General features: G+C 71.7%; 17 protein-coding genes. 11 read left to right on the forward strand and 6 right to left on the reverse strand.

Annotated features, from left to right (window positions below):
• Positions 1-138: 138 nt before the first annotated feature.
• The gene (locus tag EJC51_RS31790) at positions 139-1,032 is read left to right on the forward strand and encodes an NYN domain-containing protein (RefSeq protein WP_126274214.1); all 894 of its coding nucleotides are present in this window, start codon (positions 139-141) and stop codon (positions 1,030-1,032) included.
• Here the strand turns inward: EJC51_RS31790 and EJC51_RS31795 are convergent.
• Positions 1,029-1,910, reverse strand: coding sequence for an alpha/beta fold hydrolase (locus EJC51_RS31795; protein ID WP_126274215.1), 882 nt, complete (start codon positions 1,908-1,910; stop codon positions 1,029-1,031). The genes EJC51_RS31790 and EJC51_RS31795 overlap by 4 nt on opposite strands.
• Before the next feature lie 220 nt (positions 1,911-2,130).
• Positions 2,131-4,743: a DEAD/DEAH box helicase gene (locus tag EJC51_RS31800; RefSeq protein WP_126274216.1), complete on the reverse strand. Its 2,613-nt coding sequence runs from the start codon at positions 4,741-4,743 to the stop codon at positions 2,131-2,133.
• A 493-nt stretch (positions 4,744-5,236) separates the two neighbouring features.
• Here EJC51_RS31800 and EJC51_RS31810 point away from each other — a divergent pair, with 493 nt between their 5' ends.
• On the forward strand, positions 5,237-5,974 hold the full coding sequence (locus EJC51_RS31810) for a ferritin-like fold-containing protein (protein WP_207924769.1): 738 nt from the start codon (positions 5,237-5,239) through the stop codon (positions 5,972-5,974).
• Positions 5,975-6,082: 108 nt separating this feature from the next.
• Here the strand turns inward: EJC51_RS31810 and EJC51_RS31815 are convergent, their stop codons facing one another.
• The 4 genes from EJC51_RS31815 to EJC51_RS31830 form a co-directional block, all read right to left on the reverse strand.
• Positions 6,083-6,355, reverse strand: a complete 273-nt coding sequence (locus EJC51_RS31815) for a hypothetical protein (protein WP_207924768.1) — start codon at positions 6,353-6,355, stop codon at positions 6,083-6,085.
• 232 nt (positions 6,356-6,587) lie between these two features.
• On the reverse strand, positions 6,588-6,815 hold the full coding sequence (locus EJC51_RS31820; RefSeq protein WP_059192479.1) for a DUF3107 domain-containing protein: 228 nt from the start codon (positions 6,813-6,815) through the stop codon (positions 6,588-6,590).
• 143 nt (positions 6,816-6,958) lie between these two features.
• Positions 6,959-7,600, reverse strand: coding sequence for a TetR/AcrR family transcriptional regulator (locus tag EJC51_RS31825; protein ID WP_059193157.1), 642 nt, complete (start codon positions 7,598-7,600; stop codon positions 6,959-6,961).
• Positions 7,601-7,793: 193 nt separating this feature from the next.
• Positions 7,794-8,009 carry a hypothetical protein gene (locus tag EJC51_RS31830; protein WP_126274218.1) on the reverse strand — a complete coding sequence of 72 codons (216 nt, stop codon included), beginning with the start codon at positions 8,007-8,009 and terminating at the stop codon, positions 7,794-7,796.
• A 230-nt stretch (positions 8,010-8,239) separates the two neighbouring features.
• Here EJC51_RS31830 and EJC51_RS31835 point away from each other — a divergent pair, with 230 nt between their 5' ends.
• From EJC51_RS31835 to EJC51_RS31870, 9 genes are all read left to right on the forward strand, one after another.
• Complete coding sequence (locus tag EJC51_RS31835; protein ID WP_126274219.1) at positions 8,240-9,340, forward strand: alpha/beta fold hydrolase; 1,101 nt, start codon at positions 8,240-8,242, stop codon at positions 9,338-9,340.
• Between the two features lie 8 nt (positions 9,341-9,348).
• Entirely contained in the window at positions 9,349-10,950 is a 1,602-nt protein-coding gene (locus tag EJC51_RS31840) for a DUF3152 domain-containing protein (protein WP_166682924.1), read from the forward strand.
• 57 nt (positions 10,951-11,007) lie between these two features.
• A complete protein-coding gene (locus EJC51_RS49410; RefSeq protein ID WP_341870679.1) occupies positions 11,008-11,100 on the forward strand; it encodes an Ms4533A family Cys-rich leader peptide in 93 nt (30 codons plus the stop codon).
• A 173-nt stretch (positions 11,101-11,273) separates the two neighbouring features.
• The gene (locus EJC51_RS31845) at positions 11,274-12,992 is read left to right on the forward strand and encodes an ABC transporter substrate-binding protein (RefSeq protein WP_126274221.1); all 1,719 of its coding nucleotides are present in this window, start codon (positions 11,274-11,276) and stop codon (positions 12,990-12,992) included.
• Positions 12,993-12,996: 4 nt separating this feature from the next.
• Positions 12,997-13,983, forward strand: coding sequence for an ABC transporter permease (locus tag EJC51_RS31850; RefSeq protein ID WP_126274222.1), 987 nt, complete (start codon positions 12,997-12,999; stop codon positions 13,981-13,983).
• Entirely contained in the window at positions 13,980-14,969 is a 990-nt protein-coding gene (locus tag EJC51_RS31855) for an ABC transporter permease (RefSeq protein ID WP_126274223.1), read from the forward strand. The genes EJC51_RS31850 and EJC51_RS31855 overlap by 4 nt, the downstream gene beginning before the upstream one ends.
• Entirely contained in the window at positions 14,966-16,807 is a 1,842-nt protein-coding gene (locus EJC51_RS31860) for a dipeptide ABC transporter ATP-binding protein (protein WP_126274224.1), read from the forward strand. The genes EJC51_RS31855 and EJC51_RS31860 overlap by 4 nt, the downstream gene beginning before the upstream one ends.
• Positions 16,808-16,997: 190 nt before the next feature.
• On the forward strand, positions 16,998-18,680 hold the full coding sequence (locus tag EJC51_RS31865) for a DUF3492 domain-containing protein (protein WP_126274225.1): 1,683 nt from the start codon (positions 16,998-17,000) through the stop codon (positions 18,678-18,680).
• A complete protein-coding gene (locus EJC51_RS31870; protein WP_126274226.1) occupies positions 18,677-20,029 on the forward strand; it encodes a hypothetical protein in 1,353 nt (450 codons plus the stop codon). Before EJC51_RS31865 ends, EJC51_RS31870 begins: the two co-directional genes overlap by 4 nt.
• The last annotated feature ends 357 nt before the right edge of the window (positions 20,030-20,386 follow it).

The following is a 20,386-nucleotide window of genomic DNA, read 5'->3' on the forward strand; positions in this document are numbered from 1 at the left end:
CTAACGGGCTGCGTGTTACAAACATTCCCTACGCTAAAGAAATTTTTCGAACGACTAACTACTGACCGGTAAGTGGTCCGTATGAGACTGACCGGGACCGGTTGTGTTCGCAGCGTGACCGCCGGGACAATGGTGGCGATGAACGACGACCTTCAGGCGCTGGGCGCCCGCATCGACCACACCAACGAGCTGTTGCAGCGCATGCTCGCCGAGGTGGCGAAGACGCCCTCGACCCACGCGATCTTCGTCGACGCGGGGTATCTCTACGCGGCCGCGGGGCGCCTGGTCGCCGGGACGGAGGACCGCCGCGCCTTCGACATCGACACCGAGGGACTCATCGAGGCGCTCATCGACCGGGCCCGTACGATCTTCGCGGACAGCAGACTGCTCCGGGTCTACTGGTACGACGGGGCCAGGCGCCGCATCCACACCGCCGAGCAGCAGTCGATCGCCGAACTCCCGGACGTCAAGGTGCGGTTGGGCAACCTCAACGCCAACAACCAGCAGAAGGGCGTCGACTCACTGATCCGCTCCGACCTGGAGTCCCTCGCCCGGCACCGCGCGATCAGCGACGCGGCCCTGCTCGGCGGCGACGAGGACCTGGTGTCGGCGGTGGAGGCGGCACAGGGCTACGGCGCCCGCGTCCACCTCTGGGGCATCGAGGCCCCCGAGGGCCGCAACCAGGCCGAGCCGCTGCTCTGGGAGGTCGACAGCCAGCGCGTCTTCGACCTCGACTTCTTCAAGCCGTACGTCGCCCGCCGCACGTCCGCCGCGTACGAGGCCTCGGTGACCCGGCCCGCCCGCGAGGACGTCCGTTTCGTCGGCGCCCAGATCGCGGCGAAGTGGCTGGCGGCACGGGGCCGGGACGCCCTGGTGGAGCTGCTGCCGGGCCACCCCTACCTGCCCGGGTCGGTCGACCAGGACCTGCTGGTGGAGGCGGAGGGGCTGCTCCAGTACTCGCTGCGCGGCCAGGCGGACCTGCGGCGGGCGTTGCGGGACGGGTTCTGGGAGCACTTGCAGACGCAGTACTAGCCGGTCTTCGGGGTGCTGTCCCAGAAGTCGGCGAAGGCGCGGGCCGTTTCGAGAGGACGGTCGGTGTTGGGGGAGTGCTCGGCACCGGCGATGACCGTGCGGTGGGCGTGGAGTCGTACGGCCATGTCGTCGAGGAGGGGCACCGGCCAGGTGTCGTCGTGCGCCCCCGACAGCACATGGAACGGCAGCGCCACGGCGGCCAGTTCACCGACCCGGTCCGGCTCGGTGCACAACTGGCGGCCGGTGGCGATGAGTTGGGCGGGCTTGTTGCCCAGCCAGCGTCGGCGCAGATCGTCCCGGTCGTCGAGCCCCTCGTCGAGCTCGCCGGTGTCGGTCTCCTCGGGCGGCTCCATGGCCTGGATCGCGTCCCACACCTTCGCCATGCTCATCACGGCGAGCGCGTCCCGGAGCAGCTTGACGCGCTGCTGCTGGGAGCCGGAGATCTGGGCGGGGCCCGAGGACATGAGGGTCAGGGAACGGAAGGGCGTCGGGTCGAGGAGGACGGCGGCCCGCGCGATCTGCCCGCCGAGCGAGTGCCCCACGAGATGCACGGGCGCCCCGACGGCAGCCGCCTGAGCGAGCACGTCCTTCGCCAACTCGTCCTGGGCGTAAGCGGATTCGTCGGCGTCCGGCCCGTCCGACTGGTACTGGCCGCGCCCGTCCACGGCGACCGTACGGTACCCACGCGCCGCGAGCGGCTCGTGCAGCGGGTTGAAGTCCTCCTTGCTGCCGGTGAACCCGGGCAGCAGCAGGGCGGTTCCGCGCGGTGTGACGCCGTCCGCCACCGGAGCGTCGACCACGGCGAACTCACCGCGTGACGTGCGCAGGGAGTAGGCGCGGGCGCCGGGGGGCGGAGCGAAGGTGGGGGGACGGCTCATGGCTCGAGGCTATCCGGCGGGGGGTCGGGACGCGGCGTGAGGTGGACCACCTGGGCTTGGGGAGCGCATGCCGTTGGGGGTCGTGTGACCGTGCCCTTGGGCGTCGTGTGTCCGTGCCCCTGGGGGCAGTGTGCCCGTGTCCTTGGGCGCCGTGTGCCCGGAAATGGCGGCGGCCCGGCCCACCTGTCGGTGGACCGGGCCGTCAGCGACAAACGCGTGCTCAGCCTTCCGAGGCAGCCGCGGCCTTACGCGTACGCCGCACCCTCGGCTTGGCCTCCGCGTCCTCGGCGACCTGCGCCGGGATCTCGGCGGAGGCAGCGGCCTTACGGGTCCGACGCGGCTTCGCCTCGGTCGTCTCCGCGGCGGCGGCCGTCTTACGGGTCCGACGCGGCTTGGCTTCCACCGTCTCGGCGGACTCGGCCGTCTCGACGGCGGCAGCCGCGACCTTGCGGGTACGCCGCACCTTGGGCTTGGCCTCCACGCCTTCGGCCGTGTCCACGGCGGCTTCGGCGGCAGCGGCCGTCTTGCGCGTACGACGCGGCTTCGCCTCCGCCTCCTCCACGGCCTGGGCCGGGATCTCGGCAGCGGCGGCGGTCTTCCGCGTGCGACGCGGCTTGGCCTCGGCGGCCTCGGCGGTGTCGACGGCGGCTTCGGCAGCGGCAGCGGCGGTCTTGCGGGTCCGACGCGGCTTGGCTTCCACGGTCTCGGCGGCCTCGGCCGTGTCGGCGACAGCAGCCGTGGTCTTCCGCGTGCGGTGCGGCTTGGCCTCAGTGGCCTCGGCCGTGTCCAGCGCGGCCTCGGCGGCGGCTGCCGTCTTGCGGGTCCGGCGCGGCTTCGGCTCGGTGGCCTCGGCGGTGGTCTCCGGCGCGGCGGCGGCCTTGCGCGTACGGCGCACCGCCGGCTTGGCCTCCGTGCCCTCGGCCGTGTCGACCGCGGTCTCGGCGGCGGCTGCCGTCTTGCGCGTGCGGCGACGCGGCGCGGCGGCCGGAGCCTCGGGCTCGGCGACGACCGCCGGGGCGGCCTCGACGACCTCGGCGGCGGCCACCGGCTCCGCGGTCTTGCGGGTGCGGCGACGCGGCTTGGCCTCGACGGCCTCGGCGGTGTCGACCGCGGTCTCGGCAGCCGGCGCGGCCTTGCGGGTGCGGCGGCGCGGCGCGGCGGCGGGAGCCTCGGGCTCGGGCTCCGCGACGACCGGTGCGGCCACGACGGACTCCGTGGTGACGGCCTCGGTGGCGACCGGCTCGGTCGCCGGGACGGTCTCCGCGGTCTTGCGGGTGCGGCGGCGACGCGGCGTCGTCTCGACGGCCTCGGCCGTGTCGACCGCGACCTCGGCGGCTTCCGGCGTGGTGGTCACGGCCGGCGGCTGCTCCGCCGCGGCGCCGTTGCGGGTGCGGCGACGGCGGCGCGGGGTGCGGGTCTCGGGGGCGTCCCCGGCCACCGCGCTGTCCGCGGAAGGCGCGGTCACCTCGGCGGCGGGCGCCGAGGTGCCGTCCAGCACGGCGCCGTTGCGGGTACGGCGGCGACGACGCGGCGTACGAGGTGAACGCTCGGCGTCGGCGGAACGGGACTCGTCCCGGCCGCCTCGACCGCCCCGACCGTCACGGCCGGTCCGGTCACCGCGACCGCGGCCACCACGGCCGCCGGTCTCGCCGAGGTCCTCGAGCTCCTCCGCGTCGAGGCCCGCGCGCGTGCGCTCGGCACGCGGCAGGACACCCTTGGTGCCCGCGGGGATGTTCATCTCCTCGTAGAAGTGCGGGGAGCTGGAGTACGTCTCCGGCGGGTCGTTGAAGTTGAGCTCCAGCGCCTTGTTGATCAGCTGCCAGCGCGGGATGTCGTCCCAGTCGACGAGGGTGATCGCGATGCCCTTGGCGCCCGCGCGGCCGGTACGGCCGACCCGGTGCAGGTACGTCTTCTCGTCCTCGGGGGACTGGTAGTTGATGACGTGCGTGACACCCTCGACGTCGATGCCGCGCGCGGCGACGTCGGTGCAGACGAGGACGTCCACCTTGCCGTTGCGGAACGCGCGCAGCGCCTGCTCGCGGGCGCCCTGGCCGAGGTCGCCGTGGACCGCGCCGGAGGCGAAGCCGCGCTGCTTGAGCTGGTCGGCGAGGTCGGCGGCGGTGCGCTTCGTACGGCAGAAGATCATGGCCAGTCCGCGGCCCTCGGACTGCAGGATGCGCGCGACCATCTCGGGCTTGTCCATGTTGTGCGCGCGGTACACGTGCTGCGAGATGTTCGCGACCGTCACGCCCTCGTCGTCCGGCGCGGTGGCGCGGATGTGCGTGGGCCGCGACATGTAGCGGCGGGCGAGACCGATGACCGCGCCCGGCATGGTCGCCGAGAACAGCATGGTCTGGCGGCGGGCCGGCAGCATGTCGATGATCTTCTCGACGTCGGGCAGGAAGCCCAGGTCGAGCATCTCGTCGGCCTCGTCGAGGACGAGCGCCTTGACGTGCTTGAGGTTGAGCTTCTTCTGGCCCGCGAGGTCCAGGAGCCGGCCCGGGGTGCCGACGATGACGTCGACGCCCTTCTTGAGGGCCTCGACCTGGGGCTCGTAGGCGCGGCCGCCGTAGATGGCGAGCACGCGTACGTTACGGACCTTGCCCGCGGTCAGCAGGTCGTTGGTGACCTGGGTGCACAGCTCGCGCGTGGGGACGACGACGAGGGCCTGCGGGGCGTCGGTGAGCGCTTCGGGGGCGGCGCGGCCGGCCTCGACATCGGCGGGGACGGTGACGCGCTCGAGGAGCGGGAGGCCGAAGCCCAGCGTCTTGCCGGTGCCGGTCTTGGCCTGGCCGATGACGTCCGTGCCGGAAAGGGCGACGGGGAGCGTCATCTCCTGGATGGGGAAGGGGTTGATGATGCCGACGGCCTCAAGGGCCTCGGCGGTCTCGGGGAGGATTCCGAGATCTCTGAACGTCGTAGTCAGGGTGCTGCCTCTTCTGTGTACGCGGTGCGAGGCGAGCTCGGGGGTCTCTTAAAGACCGTGCTGGGGACGTCGACTGCCTTACGGACCAGCCGTAATGGCACGGGACCTCTGCCGACGCTCTAGCGCTCGAACCGCTGAGGGTCCCTCCGGATGCCGTACGCACAGTGCCGTACGGGCGAGGAGAGCTGTCAGGTCGGAGCCGATCGGGCCACCGACCGGGCATCCTCATACGTGCGGCCCGTCGAGATACGCGGTCCTCATAGACGTGCGTACTCAGCAGGCGCATTACCACCATACCCCGGAAACGCGCACATGCGATGGCCGATTTGGTCACGTAGTCGTCGTCACACTGATTGACCAGGGACTTCCGGGGGGCGGAGAGCGGACTATTGTGCGCTTCATGACGACGCCTGACAACACCTCTGACGCACCCGCCGAGCCCACCGGAGTGGCCGCCCAGGACTGGGCCCAGGCCTCCGCGGAGCCCCAGTACCGGGCCGCGGTCGTCGACCTCCTCGGCGCACTCGCCTACGGCGAACTCGCGGCGTTCGAGCGGCTCGCGGAGGACGCCAAGCTGGCGCCGACCCTGGCGGACAAGGCGGAGCTGGCGAAGATGGCGTCGGCGGAGTTCCACCACTACGAGAAGCTGCGCGACCGGCTGACCGAGATCGGCGCCGAGCCGACGCAGGCCATGGAGCCGTTCGTCGCCGCGCTCGACGGCTTCCACCGGCAGACGGCGCCGTCGGACTGGCTGGAGGGGCTCGTCAAGGCCTACGTCGGCGACTCCATCGCCAGCGACTTCTACCGCGAGGTCGCGGCGCGGCTGGACTCGGACACGCGTGAGCTGGTGCTCGCCGTGCTCGACGACACGGGGCACGCCGGGTTCGCCGTCGAGAAGGTGCGGGCCGCGATCGACGCCGATCCGCGCGTGGGCGGGCGTCTCGCTCTGTGGGCGCGGCGTCTCATGGGTGAGGCGCTGTCGCAGTCGCAGCGGGTGGTCGCCGACCGGGACGCGCTGTCGACGATGCTCGTCGGCGGGGTTGCCGACGGGTTCGATCTTGCCGAGGTGGGGCGGATGTTCTCGCGGATCACCGAGGCGCACACGAAGCGGATGGCTGCGCTGGGCTTGGCGGCGTAGCGCTCCGTGGGGGCGGGTTGCGGTCCGTCTCGCGGCTGCGGGTGCGTGGGGGCTGGTCGCGCAGTTCCCCGCGCCCGTGAGGGCGTTGCGCTGAGCGGCGTCCGAAAGCTATGCCGCCACTGATCGGCGGCGGAGTCTGCGCGCGGGGCGGAGCAGGAGCGAGAGGGAAGCGATCGAGACCACCGTCGCGCCGATCAGGGTCAGCAGGACGTTGCCCGCGCCCAGGGCGCTGTGGGTGATGAAGGCGCCGAAGAGGGCGCCGGCCACTCCCGTCGCGAGGACCAGGGAGCGGGCGGGCAGGCGGTGGGCCAGGCGGTGCGCGGCGGCGACCGCCAGGACGAGACCGAGCAGAGCGGAACCGAGCGCTTCCAGCAAGATCATTGGGGTCCCTCCCACACGGCCACGCTGCGTATCACGGTCGTAGCCCGTCATACCCGTGACCTGCGGAATGCAATCCTCCTCTGTGCGTGACTTGTGCTCCATATGTGGAGAAAAAAATCTTGCGGAGGCTCGCGCCGCTTCTGTTCGTACGACGACGAAGGGCCCGTTCTGTCCGTGCGACGACGAAGGGCCCGGCGACTTCACGTCGCCGGGCCCTTCCTCGTGCGTCTGCCTACAGCGCGCCGAAGCCCACCTTGCGCGGGGCCGGCTCGCCGAGCTCCACGTAGGCCAGGCGGTCGGCCGGGACCAGGACCTTGCGGCCGTGCTCGTCCGTGAGGCTCAGCAGCTGCGACTTTCCGGCGAGTGCCTCGGCCACCACGCGCTCGACCTCCTCGGCACTCTGACCGCTCTCCAGAACGATCTCGCGGGGCGCGTGCTGCACGCCGATCTTGACCTCCACGGCTATGTCCCTCCGACGGTCAGTGAAGTGCGCGACCTTCCGCGCCGTACCCAGCACACATTAGCCCGGTGAGGGGACGTACACGCTCCGCGCAAGAACGCCAACAGCGAACAGCGGGCGGGAACAAATGTCCCCGGGGCGGGTCAGTGGTGCTCGGTGCCGTGCAACGGGAAACCGGCGATGCCTCGCCAGGCGAGCGAGGTCAGCAGCTGGACGGCCTGCTCGCGCGGGACGCTGCGGTCGCTGTGCAGCCACGCGCGGGCCACGACCTGGGCAAGGCCACCCAGGCCAGAGGCCAGCAGCATCGACTCCGCGCGCGAGAGGCCGGTGTCCTCGGCGATGACATCGGTGATCGCCTCGGCGCACTCGTTCGTGACCTTGTCGACGCGCTCGCGGACCGCGGGCTCGTTCGTCAGGTCCGACTCGAAGACCAGCCGGAAGGCACCGCCGTCGTCCTCGACGTACGCGAAATAGGCGTCCATGGTCGCCCGTACGCGCTGCTTGTTGTCGGTCGTCGACGCCAGCGCCTGCCGTACCGAACCGATCAGCGCCTCGCAGTGCTGGTCAAGCAGCGCGAGGTAGAGGTCGAGCTTGCCCGGGAAGTGCTGGTAGAGCACCGGCTTGCTGACGCCGGCGCGCTCGGCGATGTCGTCCATCGCGGCCGAGTGGTAGCCCTGCGCCACGAAGACTTCCTGTGCGGCGCCCAGCAGCTGATTCCGTCGGGCACGGCGCGGCAGGCGCGTGCCTCGCGGGCGTGCCGCCTCTGTCTGCTCGATGGCTGTCACGCCGCCTCCCAAAAGTCGTCCACTTGCGGTGTGCGCCGCGCCCGCCATCGTACTTTTCGGTAACCGTGGTGTGCGCGGTGCGAGCGCAGAATTTCACGTACCGGACGATGGCGATAGCCGTGCAAAGGTTTCAAAGAGGGATCGAGCGGGCAGCATACGCACCTTTCCTGCTCACCGCGGGTCGGCGGGCGGGTCAGCGGTAGTCGTCCTCGTCGGTCCGGACGACCCGGGCCTGTTCGATGAGGTCGGCCTCGTTGGCCCGCGCGGGGTCCACGCCGGTCAGTGGATCGTCGCGGTCGGCGGTGACGTCCGTCTGCTGTTCGGCGGCGTCGTCCTCGGGGGCCTCGACGTCGAGCTCGGCGGGGTCGCCGTTCTCGAAGGTGTCGGGGTCGCTGGGGTCGTAGGTCATGGTGGGCTCCCTTCCTAGAACGTCCCTGGGTCAGCAGGGGGCCACATGCGGGTGCCCTGCGTACGAGCCTAGGAGACACCCGAATCGGGCGCTATGCGATGCGCGCATGCTCTGTACGTGCTCTGTGCATGCTCTGTGTGTGTTCTTCCCGGGGTGCGGGCTGGGATACGAGTGCCCCTTGTGACCGCGAACACATGAACCAGTGCGTGATCGTCTCGTAACATTGCCGCATGTCTTCGACCGAGCTGCCGATCGTGCCGGCCACCAACGTTCTTCCGAAGGTGGCGGCCGTCAGGGTCGCGGAAGGCGAGCGGCTGCGCTCGGTCGGGCTGCCGGGGATCACGCTGACGGTGCGGTCGAGGCCGCCCGCGCGCGAGGGGCTGCCGCCCGCGCTCTTCGTCCATGGTCTGGGCGGTTCCTCGCAGAACTGGTCGGCGCTGATGCAGGAGTTGGAGGCCGTGGTCGACGGTGAGGCCGTCGACCTGCCCGGCTTCGGGGACTCGCCGCCACCGGACGACGGCGACTACTCGATCACCGCACACGCGCGTGCGGTGATCCGCTATCTCGACGCCTCCGGCCGCGGGCCGGTCCACCTGTTCGGCAACTCCCTCGGCGGCGCGGTCTCGACCCGGGTCGCCGCGGTGCGCCCGGACCTCGTCCGTACGCTCACCCTGGTCTCGCCGGCGCTCCCGGAGATCCGCGTGCAGCGGACCGCGGTGCCCACGGCGCTGATGGCCCTTCCCGGTGTGACGGCGCTCTTCGCGCGGCTGAGCCGGGACTGGACGGCCGAGCAGCGGGTCCGCGGGGTCATGGCGCTCTGTTACGGCGATCCCGCGCGCGTGTCGCCGGAAGGCTTCCGGCACGCCGTCGAGGAGATGGAGCGGCGGCAGCAACTACCGTACTTCTGGGACGCGATGACGCGTTCCGCGCGCGGGATCGTCAACGCGTACACGCTGGGCGGGCAGCACGCGCTGTGGCGCCAGGCCGAGCGGGTCCTCGCGCCCACGCTCCTCGTCTACGGCGGTCGCGACCAGCTCGTCGGCTACCGCATGGCGCGGAAGGCGGCGCGCGCCTTCCGCGACTCCCGACTCCTCAGCCTGCCGGACGCGGGGCATGTGGCGATGATGGAGTACCCGGAGACGGTGGCTCGGGCGTTCGGTGAACTCCTCGCCATTCGGGTGGAGTTGGGGGGTTCGGGCGTGGTGCCGGGTTCGGACGGTGGCTCCGAGCGGGCTGTTGTCGTGTCGGGCTCGGGTGGTGCCTCCGAAGGTGCCGACGGGGTGTCGGGCTCCGGTGATGGTGCCGTCGAGTCCTCGAGTGCGGGGAGCTGAGGCGCGAGGTGGGACGCCACAGCCGCCGCGGGCCCGCACCCAAGGGTGAGTCCGCGGACATAGCCGCAAGGCGAGGGGGCCAGGGGGACGCGGGTTCCCCGGGACCGCGGGGACAGGGTGGGCCGGCTCAGCAGGGCGCGGCGGGGCAGCCGGGTGCGGCGGGGCAGCAGCTCGGGGTCGGCCGACAGCAGGGGATGCCTGCGGCGGGCGGGCCTTCGGTGTACGGGGACCCGGTCTACCGGGTCGCGCAGGGTGCACGGCCGCCGGAGGGGACGCCTGCGCGCGGGGTTCCGCGGCTTCCGGACGGGACTCCGGCCCGTGGTGTGCCGAGGCTTCCGGATGGCACGCCCGCGCGTGGTGTGCCGCGGTTCGCCGACGGGACGCCCGCTCAGGGTGTGCCGAGGCTTCCCGATGGCACCCCCGCCCACGGTGTGCCCCGGTTCCCTGGTGGTGGTACTCCCGCGCACGGCACCCCCCGCGTGCGGGGCGGGCACCCGGAGCAGCGGGAAACCGGGGGCGGGTGGGGTGAGTTGGGGGCGCACGGTGTGAGTGCCGGGCCCCGTGTCACCCTGCCTCGGCAGCGGCAGGCGCCTCCCGGTGGGCCTCGGCAGGCCGGTCCCCGGCAGGACTATGTCGACGCCTTCGGGGACGAGGACGTCGATCTGTTCTCGCCGCGTACCGACCAGAACCCCGCGTTCTCACGCCGTACGGCTCATCCCTCCGCGGCCGGCGAGTGGCGGACCGTCCCGGAACCGCGTAGCGGCGACGAGGGCGCGGAGCCCACCGGTGAACCCGTGCGCGGCAAGGGGAGCAAGGGGCGGACCTTCACCGGGATCGCGGCCGCCGCGGTCACCACCGTGCTGGCCGTCGTCGTCGCCGGTCAGGTCGCCGACCGGCAGGACGGCAGCGACGTACGGTCGCAGTCGGCCACCGACCAGGCGCGGGACGCCCGCGACCCTGCCTCGCGCGGGGACGGGCGGCCGACGCCGTCGTCGCCGCGCGTGGCGACGCTGACGTACGAGCAGAAGATGGGCAAGAAGTACGCGCTCGCCGCGGGGCTGGCCGGGTCGGGGAAGTTCGACGCGGTCAAAGGCGTCGCCAAGGCGCCCGGCAGGGGGCAGAAGTACACCTACCGGGTCGACGTCGAGCAGGGACTGGGGCTCGACGCGGAGCTGTTCGCCGAGGCGGTGCAGAAGACGCTCAACGACGACCGGAGCTGGGCGCACAACGGTGCCCGCACCTTCGAGCGCATCTACTCCGGCAAGCCCGACTTCGTGATCACGCTCGCCAGTCCGGGGACGACCGCGAAATGGTGCGCCAAGTCCGGTCTGGACACGACCGTGGACAACGTGTCCTGCGATTCGGCCGCCACCGAGCGCGTGATGATCAACGCGTACCGGTGGGCCCAGGGGTCGAAGACCTATGGCGACCAGATCCACGCCTACCGGCAGATGCTGATCAATCACGAGGTCGGTCACCGGCTGGGCAACCACCACGTGACCTGCGACAAGGACGGCGAACTCGCCCCCGTCATGCAGCAGCAGACCAAGTTCCTGGACCACGACGGAATCCACTGTCTGCCCAACCCCTGGCCGTATCCCGGGAGTTGACGGAAGCCTCACAGGTCACGTTGACATGCGCAGAAAAGTCGTACTAATTTTCTGCGCATGTCGTCCTCTCACGCCTCCGTCTGCGCCGCCATCGAGCTGGCGCTCATCGGCGTGACCGCGTTGTGCGTGGCCGACATTCACTGTCGCTGACGTCCGCCCTCTGGCGTTCGCGTCGCGATCTCTTTCTCCTCCCGTGAGCTGTCGCTCGCGGGTTTTCGACGGCCTGACGCCCGGGCAGACGTCTGTTCACTTTCGTCTCACCCTTCGTCCATCTGTCTCGTCATCCGAGACACGGCGAATCATCTTCCGAGAGGTCGTCTCCGATGCGTCAACCGTCCGTCATCGCGCGCCGCGTGGCCGCGGCATCCGTAAGCCTGGTGCTGGCAGCGGGCGCCGCCGCCTGCGGCCCTGAGGACAACGATGCCAAGGGCTCCGGTGGCGACTCCACGCCCCACAAGGGCGGCACCCTCACGGTCCTGAACTCCGAGCCGCAGACCGACTTCGACCCGGCCCGGCTGTACACCTCGGGCGGCGGCAACGTGCCCTCGCTCGTCTTCCGTACGCTCACCACCCGCAACCGCGAGAGCGGCGCGGCCGGCGCGAAGGTCGTCCCCGACCTCGCCACCGACACCGGGCGCCCCAACAAGGACGCGACCGTGTGGACGTACACCCTGAAGACGGGCCTGAAGTACGAGGACGGCACCGCGATCACCTCGGCCGACATCAAGTACGGCATCGAGCGCTCCTTCGCGCCCGAGCTGTCCGGCGGGGCGCCCTATCTGCGGGACTGGCTGGTCGGCGCGGCCGACTACCAGGGGCCGTACAAGGACAAGGGCGGGCTCGACGCGATCGAGACGCCGGACGACCGGACCATCGTCTTCCATCTGAACAAGCCCGAGGGCGAGTTCCCCTTCCTGGCCACGCAGACGCAGTTCGCGCCCGTGCCGAAGGCCAAGGACACCGGCACGAAGTACGAGGAGCACCCGATCTCGTCCGGGCCCTACAAGGTCGTCAAGAACGAGAACGACGGCGAGACCGTCCTCCTGGAGCGCAACACGCACTGGTCCGCCTCGACGGACGCCGAGCGCAAGGCGTACCCGGACAAGATCGACGTCAGGTCCGGGCTCGACGCCTCGGTGATCAACCAGCGGCTGTCCGCGTCTCAGGGAGCGGACGCGGCGGCGGTCACCACGGACACCAACCTCGGCCCCGCCGAACTCGCCAAGGTGACCGGCGACAAGGAGCTCGCCGCACGGGTCGGCACCGGCCACTTCGGCTACACGAACTACATAGCGTTCAACCCGACCGTCAAGCCGTTCAACAACGTCAAGGTGCGGCAGGCGATCTCGTACGCCGTCGACCGTTCGTCGGTCGTGAACGCCGCCGGCGGGTCGTCGCTGGCCGAGGCCGCCACCACCTTCCTGCCCAACCAGAAGTCCTTCGGGTACGAGCCCTACGACCTGTTCCCGGCGGGTGCGACCGGCAACGCGGCCAAGGCCAAGGAGCTGCTGAAGGAGGCCGGTTACCCGAACGGGCTCACCGTCACGCTGACCCACAACAACGCCCAGAACTTCAAGACCAGCCCCGAGATCGCGACCGCGATCCAGGACGCGCTCAAGAAGGCCGGCATCACGGTCAAGCTCCAGGGCCTGGAGGACAACAACTACTCGGACACCGTCCACAGCGTGAAGACCGAGCCGGGCTTCTTCCTCTCCGCGTGGGGTGCCGACTGGCCCTCCGGCGGTCCCTTCCTCGCCCCGATCTTCGACGGCCGTCAGATCGTCAAGGACGGCGCGAACTTCAACTCGGGCCTGCTCAATGACAAGTCGGTCAATGCCGAGATTGACGCGATCAACAAGTTGACCGATCTTGACGCTGCCGCCAAGAGGTGGGGCGCACTGGACAAGAAGGTCGGTGAGCAGGCGCTGACCGTGCCGCTGTTCCACCCGGTCTACAAGCGGTTGGTCGGCAAGGACATCAAGAACGTCGTGATCAGCGACTGGACCGGTGTGCTGGACATCTCGCAGGTCGCGGTCAAGTAACCCGATGAGCGAGGCACTTGTCGCCGTCGAGACCCCCGGGGCAGTCGTCCCGGGGGTCTCGGGGGCTCGTCAGTTCTGGCGGCGGCTGCGGGCGCAGCGGGCCGCCATGGTCGCGGCGGGCGTCGTCGCGCTGCTCGTCCTGGTCGCCCTCGCGGCGCCGCTGCTCACCGCGCTGGAGGGCCAGGACCCGAACACGTACCACTCGTCCCTGGTGGACTCCGCGCGCGGGGGCGTGCCGATCGGTTCGCTCGGCGGCATCAGCGGGGACCACTGGCTCGGCGTCGAACCGCAGACGGGACGCGACCTGTTCGCCCGGCTCGTGTACGGCGCCCGGGTCTCGCTGGGGGTCGCGCTGGCCGCCACGGTCGTCCAGATCGTGATCGGTGTCGTCGTGGGTGTATCGGCCGCACTGGGCAGTCGATGGGTTGATCAACTGTTGAGCAGGTTCACGGACGTCATCGTCGCCCTGCCACTCATGATCATGTCGTTGGCGCTGCTCGCGATCGTCCCGTCGAGCTTCCCGCGACCTGTACTGGTCGCGCTGGTCATCGGGTTGATCGGGTGGGGCACCATCGCCAAGATCGTGCGCGCCCAGACGCTCACGCTCAAACAGCTCGACTACGTGGCCGCGGCCCGGCTCAGCGGCTGGGGCACCTGGCGCATCGCCCGCCGCGAACTGCTGCCCGGCATCGCCGCGCCGATCATCACCTACGCCGCCCTGCTGGTGCCGTCCAACATCTCGGCCGAGGCCGCCCTGTCCTTCCTCGGCGTCGGTGTGAAGCCGCCGACGCCGTCCTGGGGACAGATGCTCACCGCCGCCGACGTCTGGTACCAGGCCGCCCCGCAGTACCTGCTGCTGCCCGCCGGCGCGCTCTTCGTCACCGTCCTCGCCCTGACCGTCCTCGGCGACGGTGTACGCACCGCGCTGGACCCGCGCGCGGCGTCCCGGCTGCGCGTCGGCACGGGCCGCAAGAGGGAGGCCAAGGCATGACCGGCTTTCTCCTGCGCCGAGCACTCGGCGCCGTCGTCACCCTGCTCGCCATCTCGGTGATCGTCTACGTCGTCTTCTACGTCACCCCCGGCAACGTCGCCCAGATCACCTGCGGCCCGCGCTGCTCGCCGGAACAGGTGCACCAGGTCTCCCAGCAGCTCCGGCTCGACGACCCCCTGTATGTGCGCTACTGGCACTTCCTGGAGGGCCTCGTGGCCGGCCAGGACTACTCGACCGGCACCTCCGTGGAGCACTGCTCGGCGCCCTGCCTCGGGCTGTCGTACCAGAGCGACCAGCAGGTCACGCAGCTGATCCTGAACAAGCTGCCGGTCAGCCTGTCGCTGGTGTTCGGCGCGATGGTGCTGTGGCTGATCCTCGGCGTCGGCACCGGCGTCCTGTCCGCCTGGCGGCGCGGCCGGCTCAGCGAGCGGCTGCTGACCGGCGTCACGCTCGCGGGGGTGGCGACGCCGGTCTTCGTCATCGGCCTGGTGCTGATGATCGTCGTCTGCGGCCAGCTCCAACTGCTGCCGTTCCCGCAGTACGTGAAGTTCACCGACGACCCCGAGCAGTGGGCCTGGAACCTGCTGCTGCCCTGGCTGTCGCTCGCCCTCATCGAGGCCGCCGCGTTCGCCCGCCTCACGCGCGCGTCGATGCTGGAGACGCTCGCCGAGGACCACATCCGCACCTTCCGCGCGTACGGCGTGGGGGAGCGGTCGGTGATCGGACGGCACGCGCTGCGCGGGGCGATCGCGCCCGTCATCGCGCTCAACGCCAACAACTTCGGCAGCGCGGTGGGCGGAGCCGTCCTCACCGAGACGCTCTTCGGCCTTCCAGGCATCGGTCAAGAACTCGTCCATGCCGTCAATGTGGTCGACCTTCCGGTCGTGGTCGGCATGGTCCTGGTCATCGGATTCTTCGTGGTCCTCGCCAACGCCGTCGCGGACGTGCTGTACGCGGTGGCCGACCGACGGGTGGTGCTCGCATGAGCCTCGTGGACGTCAAGGACCTGACGGTCGAGTTCGGCTCCCTCCGGGCCGTCGACGGGCTCTCCTTCCGGCTGGAGCAGGGCGGCGCCCTCGCCCTCGTCGGCGAGTCCGGCTCCGGCAAGTCCACGGTGGCCTCGGCCCTGCTGGGGCTGCACCGGGGGACGGGCGCGCGGGTCGGCGGCTCGGTCGAGGTCGCCGGCACCGACGTGGAACAGGCGTCGGACGAGGAGTTGCGGCGGCTGCGCGGCGGAAAGGCCGCCATGGTCTTCCAGGACCCGCTGTCGTCCCTCGACCCGTACTACGCGATCGGCGACCAGATCGCCGAGGTGTACCGCGTGCACGCGCGTGTGTCGCGACGAGCCGCACGCGCGCGTGCGGTGGAGGTGCTGGAGCGGGTGGGAATTCCGGACGCGCCACGGCGGTCCCGTTCGCGCCCGCACGAGTTCAGCGGCGGCATGCGCCAGCGCGCGCTGATCGCCATGGCGCTCGCCTGCGAACCGGCTCTGCTGATCGCCGACGAGCCGACCACCGCGCTCGACGTCACCGTCCAGGCCCAGATCCTCGACCTGCTGCACACGCTGCGCGAGGAGACCGGCATGGGCCTGCTCCTCGTCACGCACGACGTGGGCGTGGCGGCGGAGAGCGTCGACGAGGTGCTGGTGATGCGACACGGCCGGGCGGTCGAGCACGGTCCGGTCGGCACGGTGCTCGGGACGCCGGGAGAGCCGTACACACGCGAACTGCTGGCCGCGGTCCCGCGCGTGGACGCGCGCCGGGTGACTGCCGGGGTGGCGGGGGAGGCGGGTGCGGCGGTCGTGGGGCCGGCCGGGGCTGTGCTGGAGTCGGGTGTGGTCGCCTTTGAGTCGGGCGGGTGCGTCCTGGAGTCGGGCGCGGCCGCCCTTGAGTCGGCCGGGTCCGCCCGGGAACCCGGCGCAGTCGCCTTCAAGTCGGGCGGGTCCGTCCTGGAGTCGGGCGAGCCCGCCTTCGAGTCGGCCGAATCCGCCCGGGAACCCGGCCCGGTCGCCCACGAGCCGGGCGGGGCGGCGCTGGAGCCCGGTGCCGTCGTACTCGAAGCGATCGGCCTGCGGCGTGAGTTCGGGCGGGGGAAGAAGGCCTTCACGGCCGTCGACGGCGTCTCGCTGACCATCCGGCGGGGCGAGACCCTCGGCGTGGTCGGGGAGAGCGGCAGCGGCAAGACGACGCTCGGCCGGATGCTGGTCGGGCTGCTGGAGCCGACGGCCGGGGAGATCAAGCCCGGCGGCGGAGTGCGCCCCGAAGTCCAGATGGTCTTCCAGGACCCCGTCTCCTCCCTCAACCCTCGCCGCAGCGTGGGCGAGTCCATAGCCGACCCGCTCCGCGCGCGGGGCGAGCGCGACGAGACGCGCATCAGGGGGCGCGTGACGGAACTGCTGGAGCGCGTGGGGCTCGAAGGGGCGCACTACGACCGCTACCCGCACGAGTTCAGCGGCGGACAGCGCCAGCGCGTGGGCATCGCCCGCGCGCTCGCCGCCGACCCGCGCGTCATCGTCTGCGACGAGCCCGTCTCCGCGCTCGACGTCACCACGCAGGCCCAAGTGGTCGCCCTGCTCGGCGAGTTGCAGCGCGAACTCGGACTCGCGCTCGTCTTCGTCGCGCACGACCTGGCCGTCGTACGACAGGTCAGCGACCGGGTCGCGGTGATGCGGCAGGGACGGATCGTCGAGTCCGGCCCGGCCGACGAGGTGTACGACAACCCCCAGGACCCGTACACCCAGCAACTCCTGGCCGCCGTACCGGCACTCGACCCCGAGGTGGCCGCCCGCCGCAGAGCCACCCGTCGGGAACTGGCCGCTGCCTGACGTAACGTAACTGCTTGATCTCTTAGCGCGAGCGAACGCGACCCGCACGGGAAAGTTACGAGCGTTCACCCCTTTTGGTGGTGCGACGGACAACCGTCCGTCGCACCACCGCCTTGTCCGCATACGTTCGTCCCGCTGCGAGCCGCCGGGTCAACGGCGGCTCCCCATACGGGAGATCGGGGGTGTACTCGTGCGCATCGGACTGCTTACGGAGGGTGGCTATCCGTATGTGAGCGGTGACGCCAGGCTGTGGTGCGACCGGCTCGTGCGCGGGCTCGATCAACACGAGTTCGACATCTACGCGCTCAGCCGCAGCCGGCGGCAGGAGGACGAGGGCTGGGTCACCCTGCCGCCGCAGGTCAGCCGCGTGCGGACGGCCCCGCTGTGGACCGTGGAGGACGACGGGATCGCCCATGGGCGCCGCGCGCGCCGACGGTTCGCCGAGCACTACGGCGAGTTGGCGGCCGTCCTGTGCACGGGCCCCTCAGAGGAGGCGTCGGCCGCTGAGGCGGACCGTTTCGGCAGCGCGCTGTACGGCCTCGCCGAACTCGCCCGCGACGAGGGCGGCCTGAGCGGGGCGCTCCGCTCCGAGACCGCCGTACGCGCCCTGGAGCGCGCCTGTCGTACGCCGGGCGCCCCTCGCGCGGCCCGCGCGGCGCGCGTCCCCGATCTGCTCGCCGTCGCCGCACACCTGGAGCGCGCCCTGCGCCCCCTGGCCCTCGACTGGTACGAGGACGACGGCCTCGGCTCGGTCGACCTCTGCCACGCCACCTCGGGCGGCCCGGCGGCGCTCCCCGGCCTGCTCGCCCGCCACTTCTCCGGCGTACCCCTGCTGGTGACCGAGTACGGCGTCCAGCTGCGCACCCACCACCTGTCCGCCACCGAGGCCTCCCCTTCCGTACGCGCCCTGCTCGCCGCCTTCCACGGCAGGCTCGCCGCGGAGGTCTACGCCCGGGCCGCCGTCATCACCCCCGGCAACGCGCACGCCCGCCGCTGGCAGGAACGCTGCGGCGCCGACCGCGACAAGATCCGTACCGTCTACCCGGGCATGGACGCCACCCGCTTCGCGGAGATCGGCGAGTCCCCGGAGTGCGCGGACCCGGACACCCTCACCTGGGTCGGCCGCGTGGAACCGACGAAGGACCTGATCTCCCTCCTCCACGCCTTCGCGGAGATCCGCAAGGAGGAGCCGAAGACCCGGCTGCGGATCATCGGCGTCCCCGCGGGCAGCGAGGGCGCGGCCTACCTCGGCCACTGCAAGGCGCTCGCCGCGCAGCTCTTCCCTGACGAGGCGGACGGGCTGCACGCCGTCGGCGACAACCCCGTGTCCTTCGAGGAGATCGGCGCCCCGGACATCCCGAGCCCGGCCGAGGCGTACGCGTCCGGCGCGGTGACCGTGCTGTCGAGCGTGGTCGAGGGGTTTCCGATCAGCCTGGTCGAGTCCATGTTCTGCGGCCGCGCGACGGTGTCCACCGACGTCGGCGCGGTGGTCGAGGTGATCGGCGGCACCGGACTCGTCGTACCGCCGCGCAATCCGCGGGCGCTCGCCGAGGCGTGCGTGGCGCTGCTGCGCGACCCCGAGCGCCGTGCGCGCCTGGGCGCCGCCGCACGCGCCCGCGCCCTTGAGTTGTTCACCGTCGAACAGAACATCACGGCATTTCACGGCATTTACCTGGAGATCGTCTCGCGCCACCCGGTCCGCCGGGTCGTCCTCGACGACACCACGGGAGAACCCCGCCCGTTCGCCGTCCCCGCCGAGGCCCACATGCCCGGCCGCTGGACCGGCCCCAGCGCCCGCGTGGTGGCCCGCGGCGGCCCCGGCTGGGCAGCGGGCCCGCCGGTACGCGCCAACACCCCGGAGGTGGCGCGATGAGCGAGCTGGACGAACGGGGGCGCCCGGGCGAACTGGACCAGCCGGGCACGCCGGACAGCCCCGGGGCGTGGGACGCGCGGTCGGAAGAGTGGCTGACGGACGGCGACCGTACGGCGCTCATGGCGGACGCCGAGGACGCCGGCGAAGCGCGGCCGACCGACCGGCCGGCGCCTGAGGCCACCCAGCGAACCACGCCCGCCACTCCACCCCGTACCGCACCCGCGGCGACCACACCCCGCGGTGCGCAGACCGCCCCCACCCCACGCCGAACGGCCGCGGACCCGGTCAAGGCCCTGATGCACCGTCACCGCGAACTGTGCGAACGAGCCGTCGACCCCTTGGAGATCGCGGCGGGCCTGGAGGCCCACGGCGTCACCGACCGCACCGCGACCCGCTTCCGCCACCGGGACGTCTTCTCACTCGCCGAGGAGATGTACGCACGCGCCTCCCGAGACGGCGACTCCACGGCGCCGACCGCACCCCCTCAGGCGCCCCGCACTCGCGCCGACTGGGCGCTGCTCACGCTCCTGCCGGGCGCACTGTGCGCGGCGACACTCACCGGCATCCACGTCACCCACGGCCGACCCCGCCTTCTGACAGCGGCCATCGGCACCCTCGCCGTGGCCCTGGCCTTACGCGCGGCCCTGAACAGAGGCCCCCTGAGCACCACTCACCCCACCCACCCCCGAACCCGCGCCCTCACCTGCTGGCTGATCACCTACGCCCTCCTGGGCGACGGCCTGCTCCGACAAGCCGTCGCCAGCGGCCCCGACACCCTCCCGACCGGCACCATGGACGCCGCCTGGCCCGCGGCGGGCGCCCCCGCCCTGGCCCTCGCCCTGTCCCTGGCGCCCGCGGCCTGGACCGCCCACCTCCTCACCACCCGAGCCCGCCGCAAACTGACGGCGAGCCGAGGCCTGGAGGACTTCGCCGCAGCCGTACACCCGCTCCTCCTGGGCGCGTTCGCCCTCTACCTGGCCACGCTGGCGGCCCTCATGGCCCTGACCGCTGTGGCCCTGGACGAACCGGCCCCGTACGCCCAGACGATGACCCTCGGCGCCCTCCTCTACCTCTCCCGCCTCCTCACGACCCACGGCTTCACCCACGCCCCCGCCCTGGTCCTCACGGTCACCGTCACCACCGAAGCAACAGCCCTGGCCACGACCTTCGCGTCCCGCCTCCCCGGCTGCGCCTTCCTGGGCACCCCGGTGACCACCCTCGTGGACACCTGGGGCCCGGGCTCCGTCCCAGCCCTCGCATGCGGCATCGCGGCGGCAGCCCTCCTCCTCCACGCCACCCGCCGACTCACACGAGCCTCGGCCCACGCCACCACGGACCTTCAGTGGTGAGCCGGGCGCGCACACGGCGCCGGGATCGAACGCGCACCCCCGCGGACGGGCAGTGCGCGACGGCGGCGCGAGGACGTGTCGGGGGGTGTCCGCCCGCAGCGGTTGGCGCGTCAACACCGCTGCCCTCTCGACTGACCGATTCCGCGCCGTTCCGAGGACGGACACCCCCCGGCGCGGCCCCGCCCCACAACGAACCGGCCCGGCACAACGCGAGCTCACGCGGACCGGCCCCGCACAACGCGAGCTCACGCGGACCGGCACGCCACAACGCGATCCCACTCGGACCGGCACGCCAAAACGCGAGCTCACGCGGACCGGCACGCCACAACGCGAGCTCACACAACCGCACGCCCATCC

This window comes from Streptomyces aquilus (assembly GCF_003955715.1).
Lineage (GTDB): Bacteria > Actinomycetota > Actinomycetes > Streptomycetales > Streptomycetaceae > Streptomyces > Streptomyces aquilus.

Bases quoted from the DNA above. Each gene is read 5' to 3' on its own strand.
- EJC51_RS31790 (WP_126274214.1), top strand. From the start codon at position 139: ATGAACGACGACCTTCAGGCGCTGGGCGCCCGCATCGACCACACCAAC.
- EJC51_RS31795 (WP_126274215.1), bottom strand. From the start codon at position 1,910: ATGAGCCGTCCCCCCACCTTCGCTCCGCCCCCCGGCGCCCGCGCCTAC.
- EJC51_RS31800 (WP_126274216.1), bottom strand. From the start codon at position 4,743: ATGACGCTCCCCGTCGCCCTTTCCGGCACGGACGTCATCGGCCAGGCC.
- EJC51_RS31810 (WP_207924769.1), top strand. From the start codon at position 5,237: ATGACGACGCCTGACAACACCTCTGACGCACCCGCCGAGCCCACCGGA.
- EJC51_RS31815 (WP_207924768.1), bottom strand. From the start codon at position 6,355: ATGATCTTGCTGGAAGCGCTCGGTTCCGCTCTGCTCGGTCTCGTCCTG.
- EJC51_RS31830 (WP_126274218.1), bottom strand. From the start codon at position 8,009: ATGACCTACGACCCCAGCGACCCCGACACCTTCGAGAACGGCGACCCC.
- EJC51_RS31835 (WP_126274219.1), top strand. From the start codon at position 8,240: ATGTCTTCGACCGAGCTGCCGATCGTGCCGGCCACCAACGTTCTTCCG.
- EJC51_RS49410 (WP_341870679.1), top strand. From the start codon at position 11,008: ATGTCGTCCTCTCACGCCTCCGTCTGCGCCGCCATCGAGCTGGCGCTC.
- EJC51_RS31845 (WP_126274221.1), top strand. From the start codon at position 11,274: ATGCGTCAACCGTCCGTCATCGCGCGCCGCGTGGCCGCGGCATCCGTA.
- EJC51_RS31850 (WP_126274222.1), top strand. From the start codon at position 12,997: ATGAGCGAGGCACTTGTCGCCGTCGAGACCCCCGGGGCAGTCGTCCCG.
- EJC51_RS31855 (WP_126274223.1), top strand. From the start codon at position 13,980: ATGACCGGCTTTCTCCTGCGCCGAGCACTCGGCGCCGTCGTCACCCTG.
- EJC51_RS31860 (WP_126274224.1), top strand. From the start codon at position 14,966: ATGAGCCTCGTGGACGTCAAGGACCTGACGGTCGAGTTCGGCTCCCTC.
- EJC51_RS31870 (WP_126274226.1), top strand. From the start codon at position 18,677: ATGAGCGAGCTGGACGAACGGGGGCGCCCGGGCGAACTGGACCAGCCG.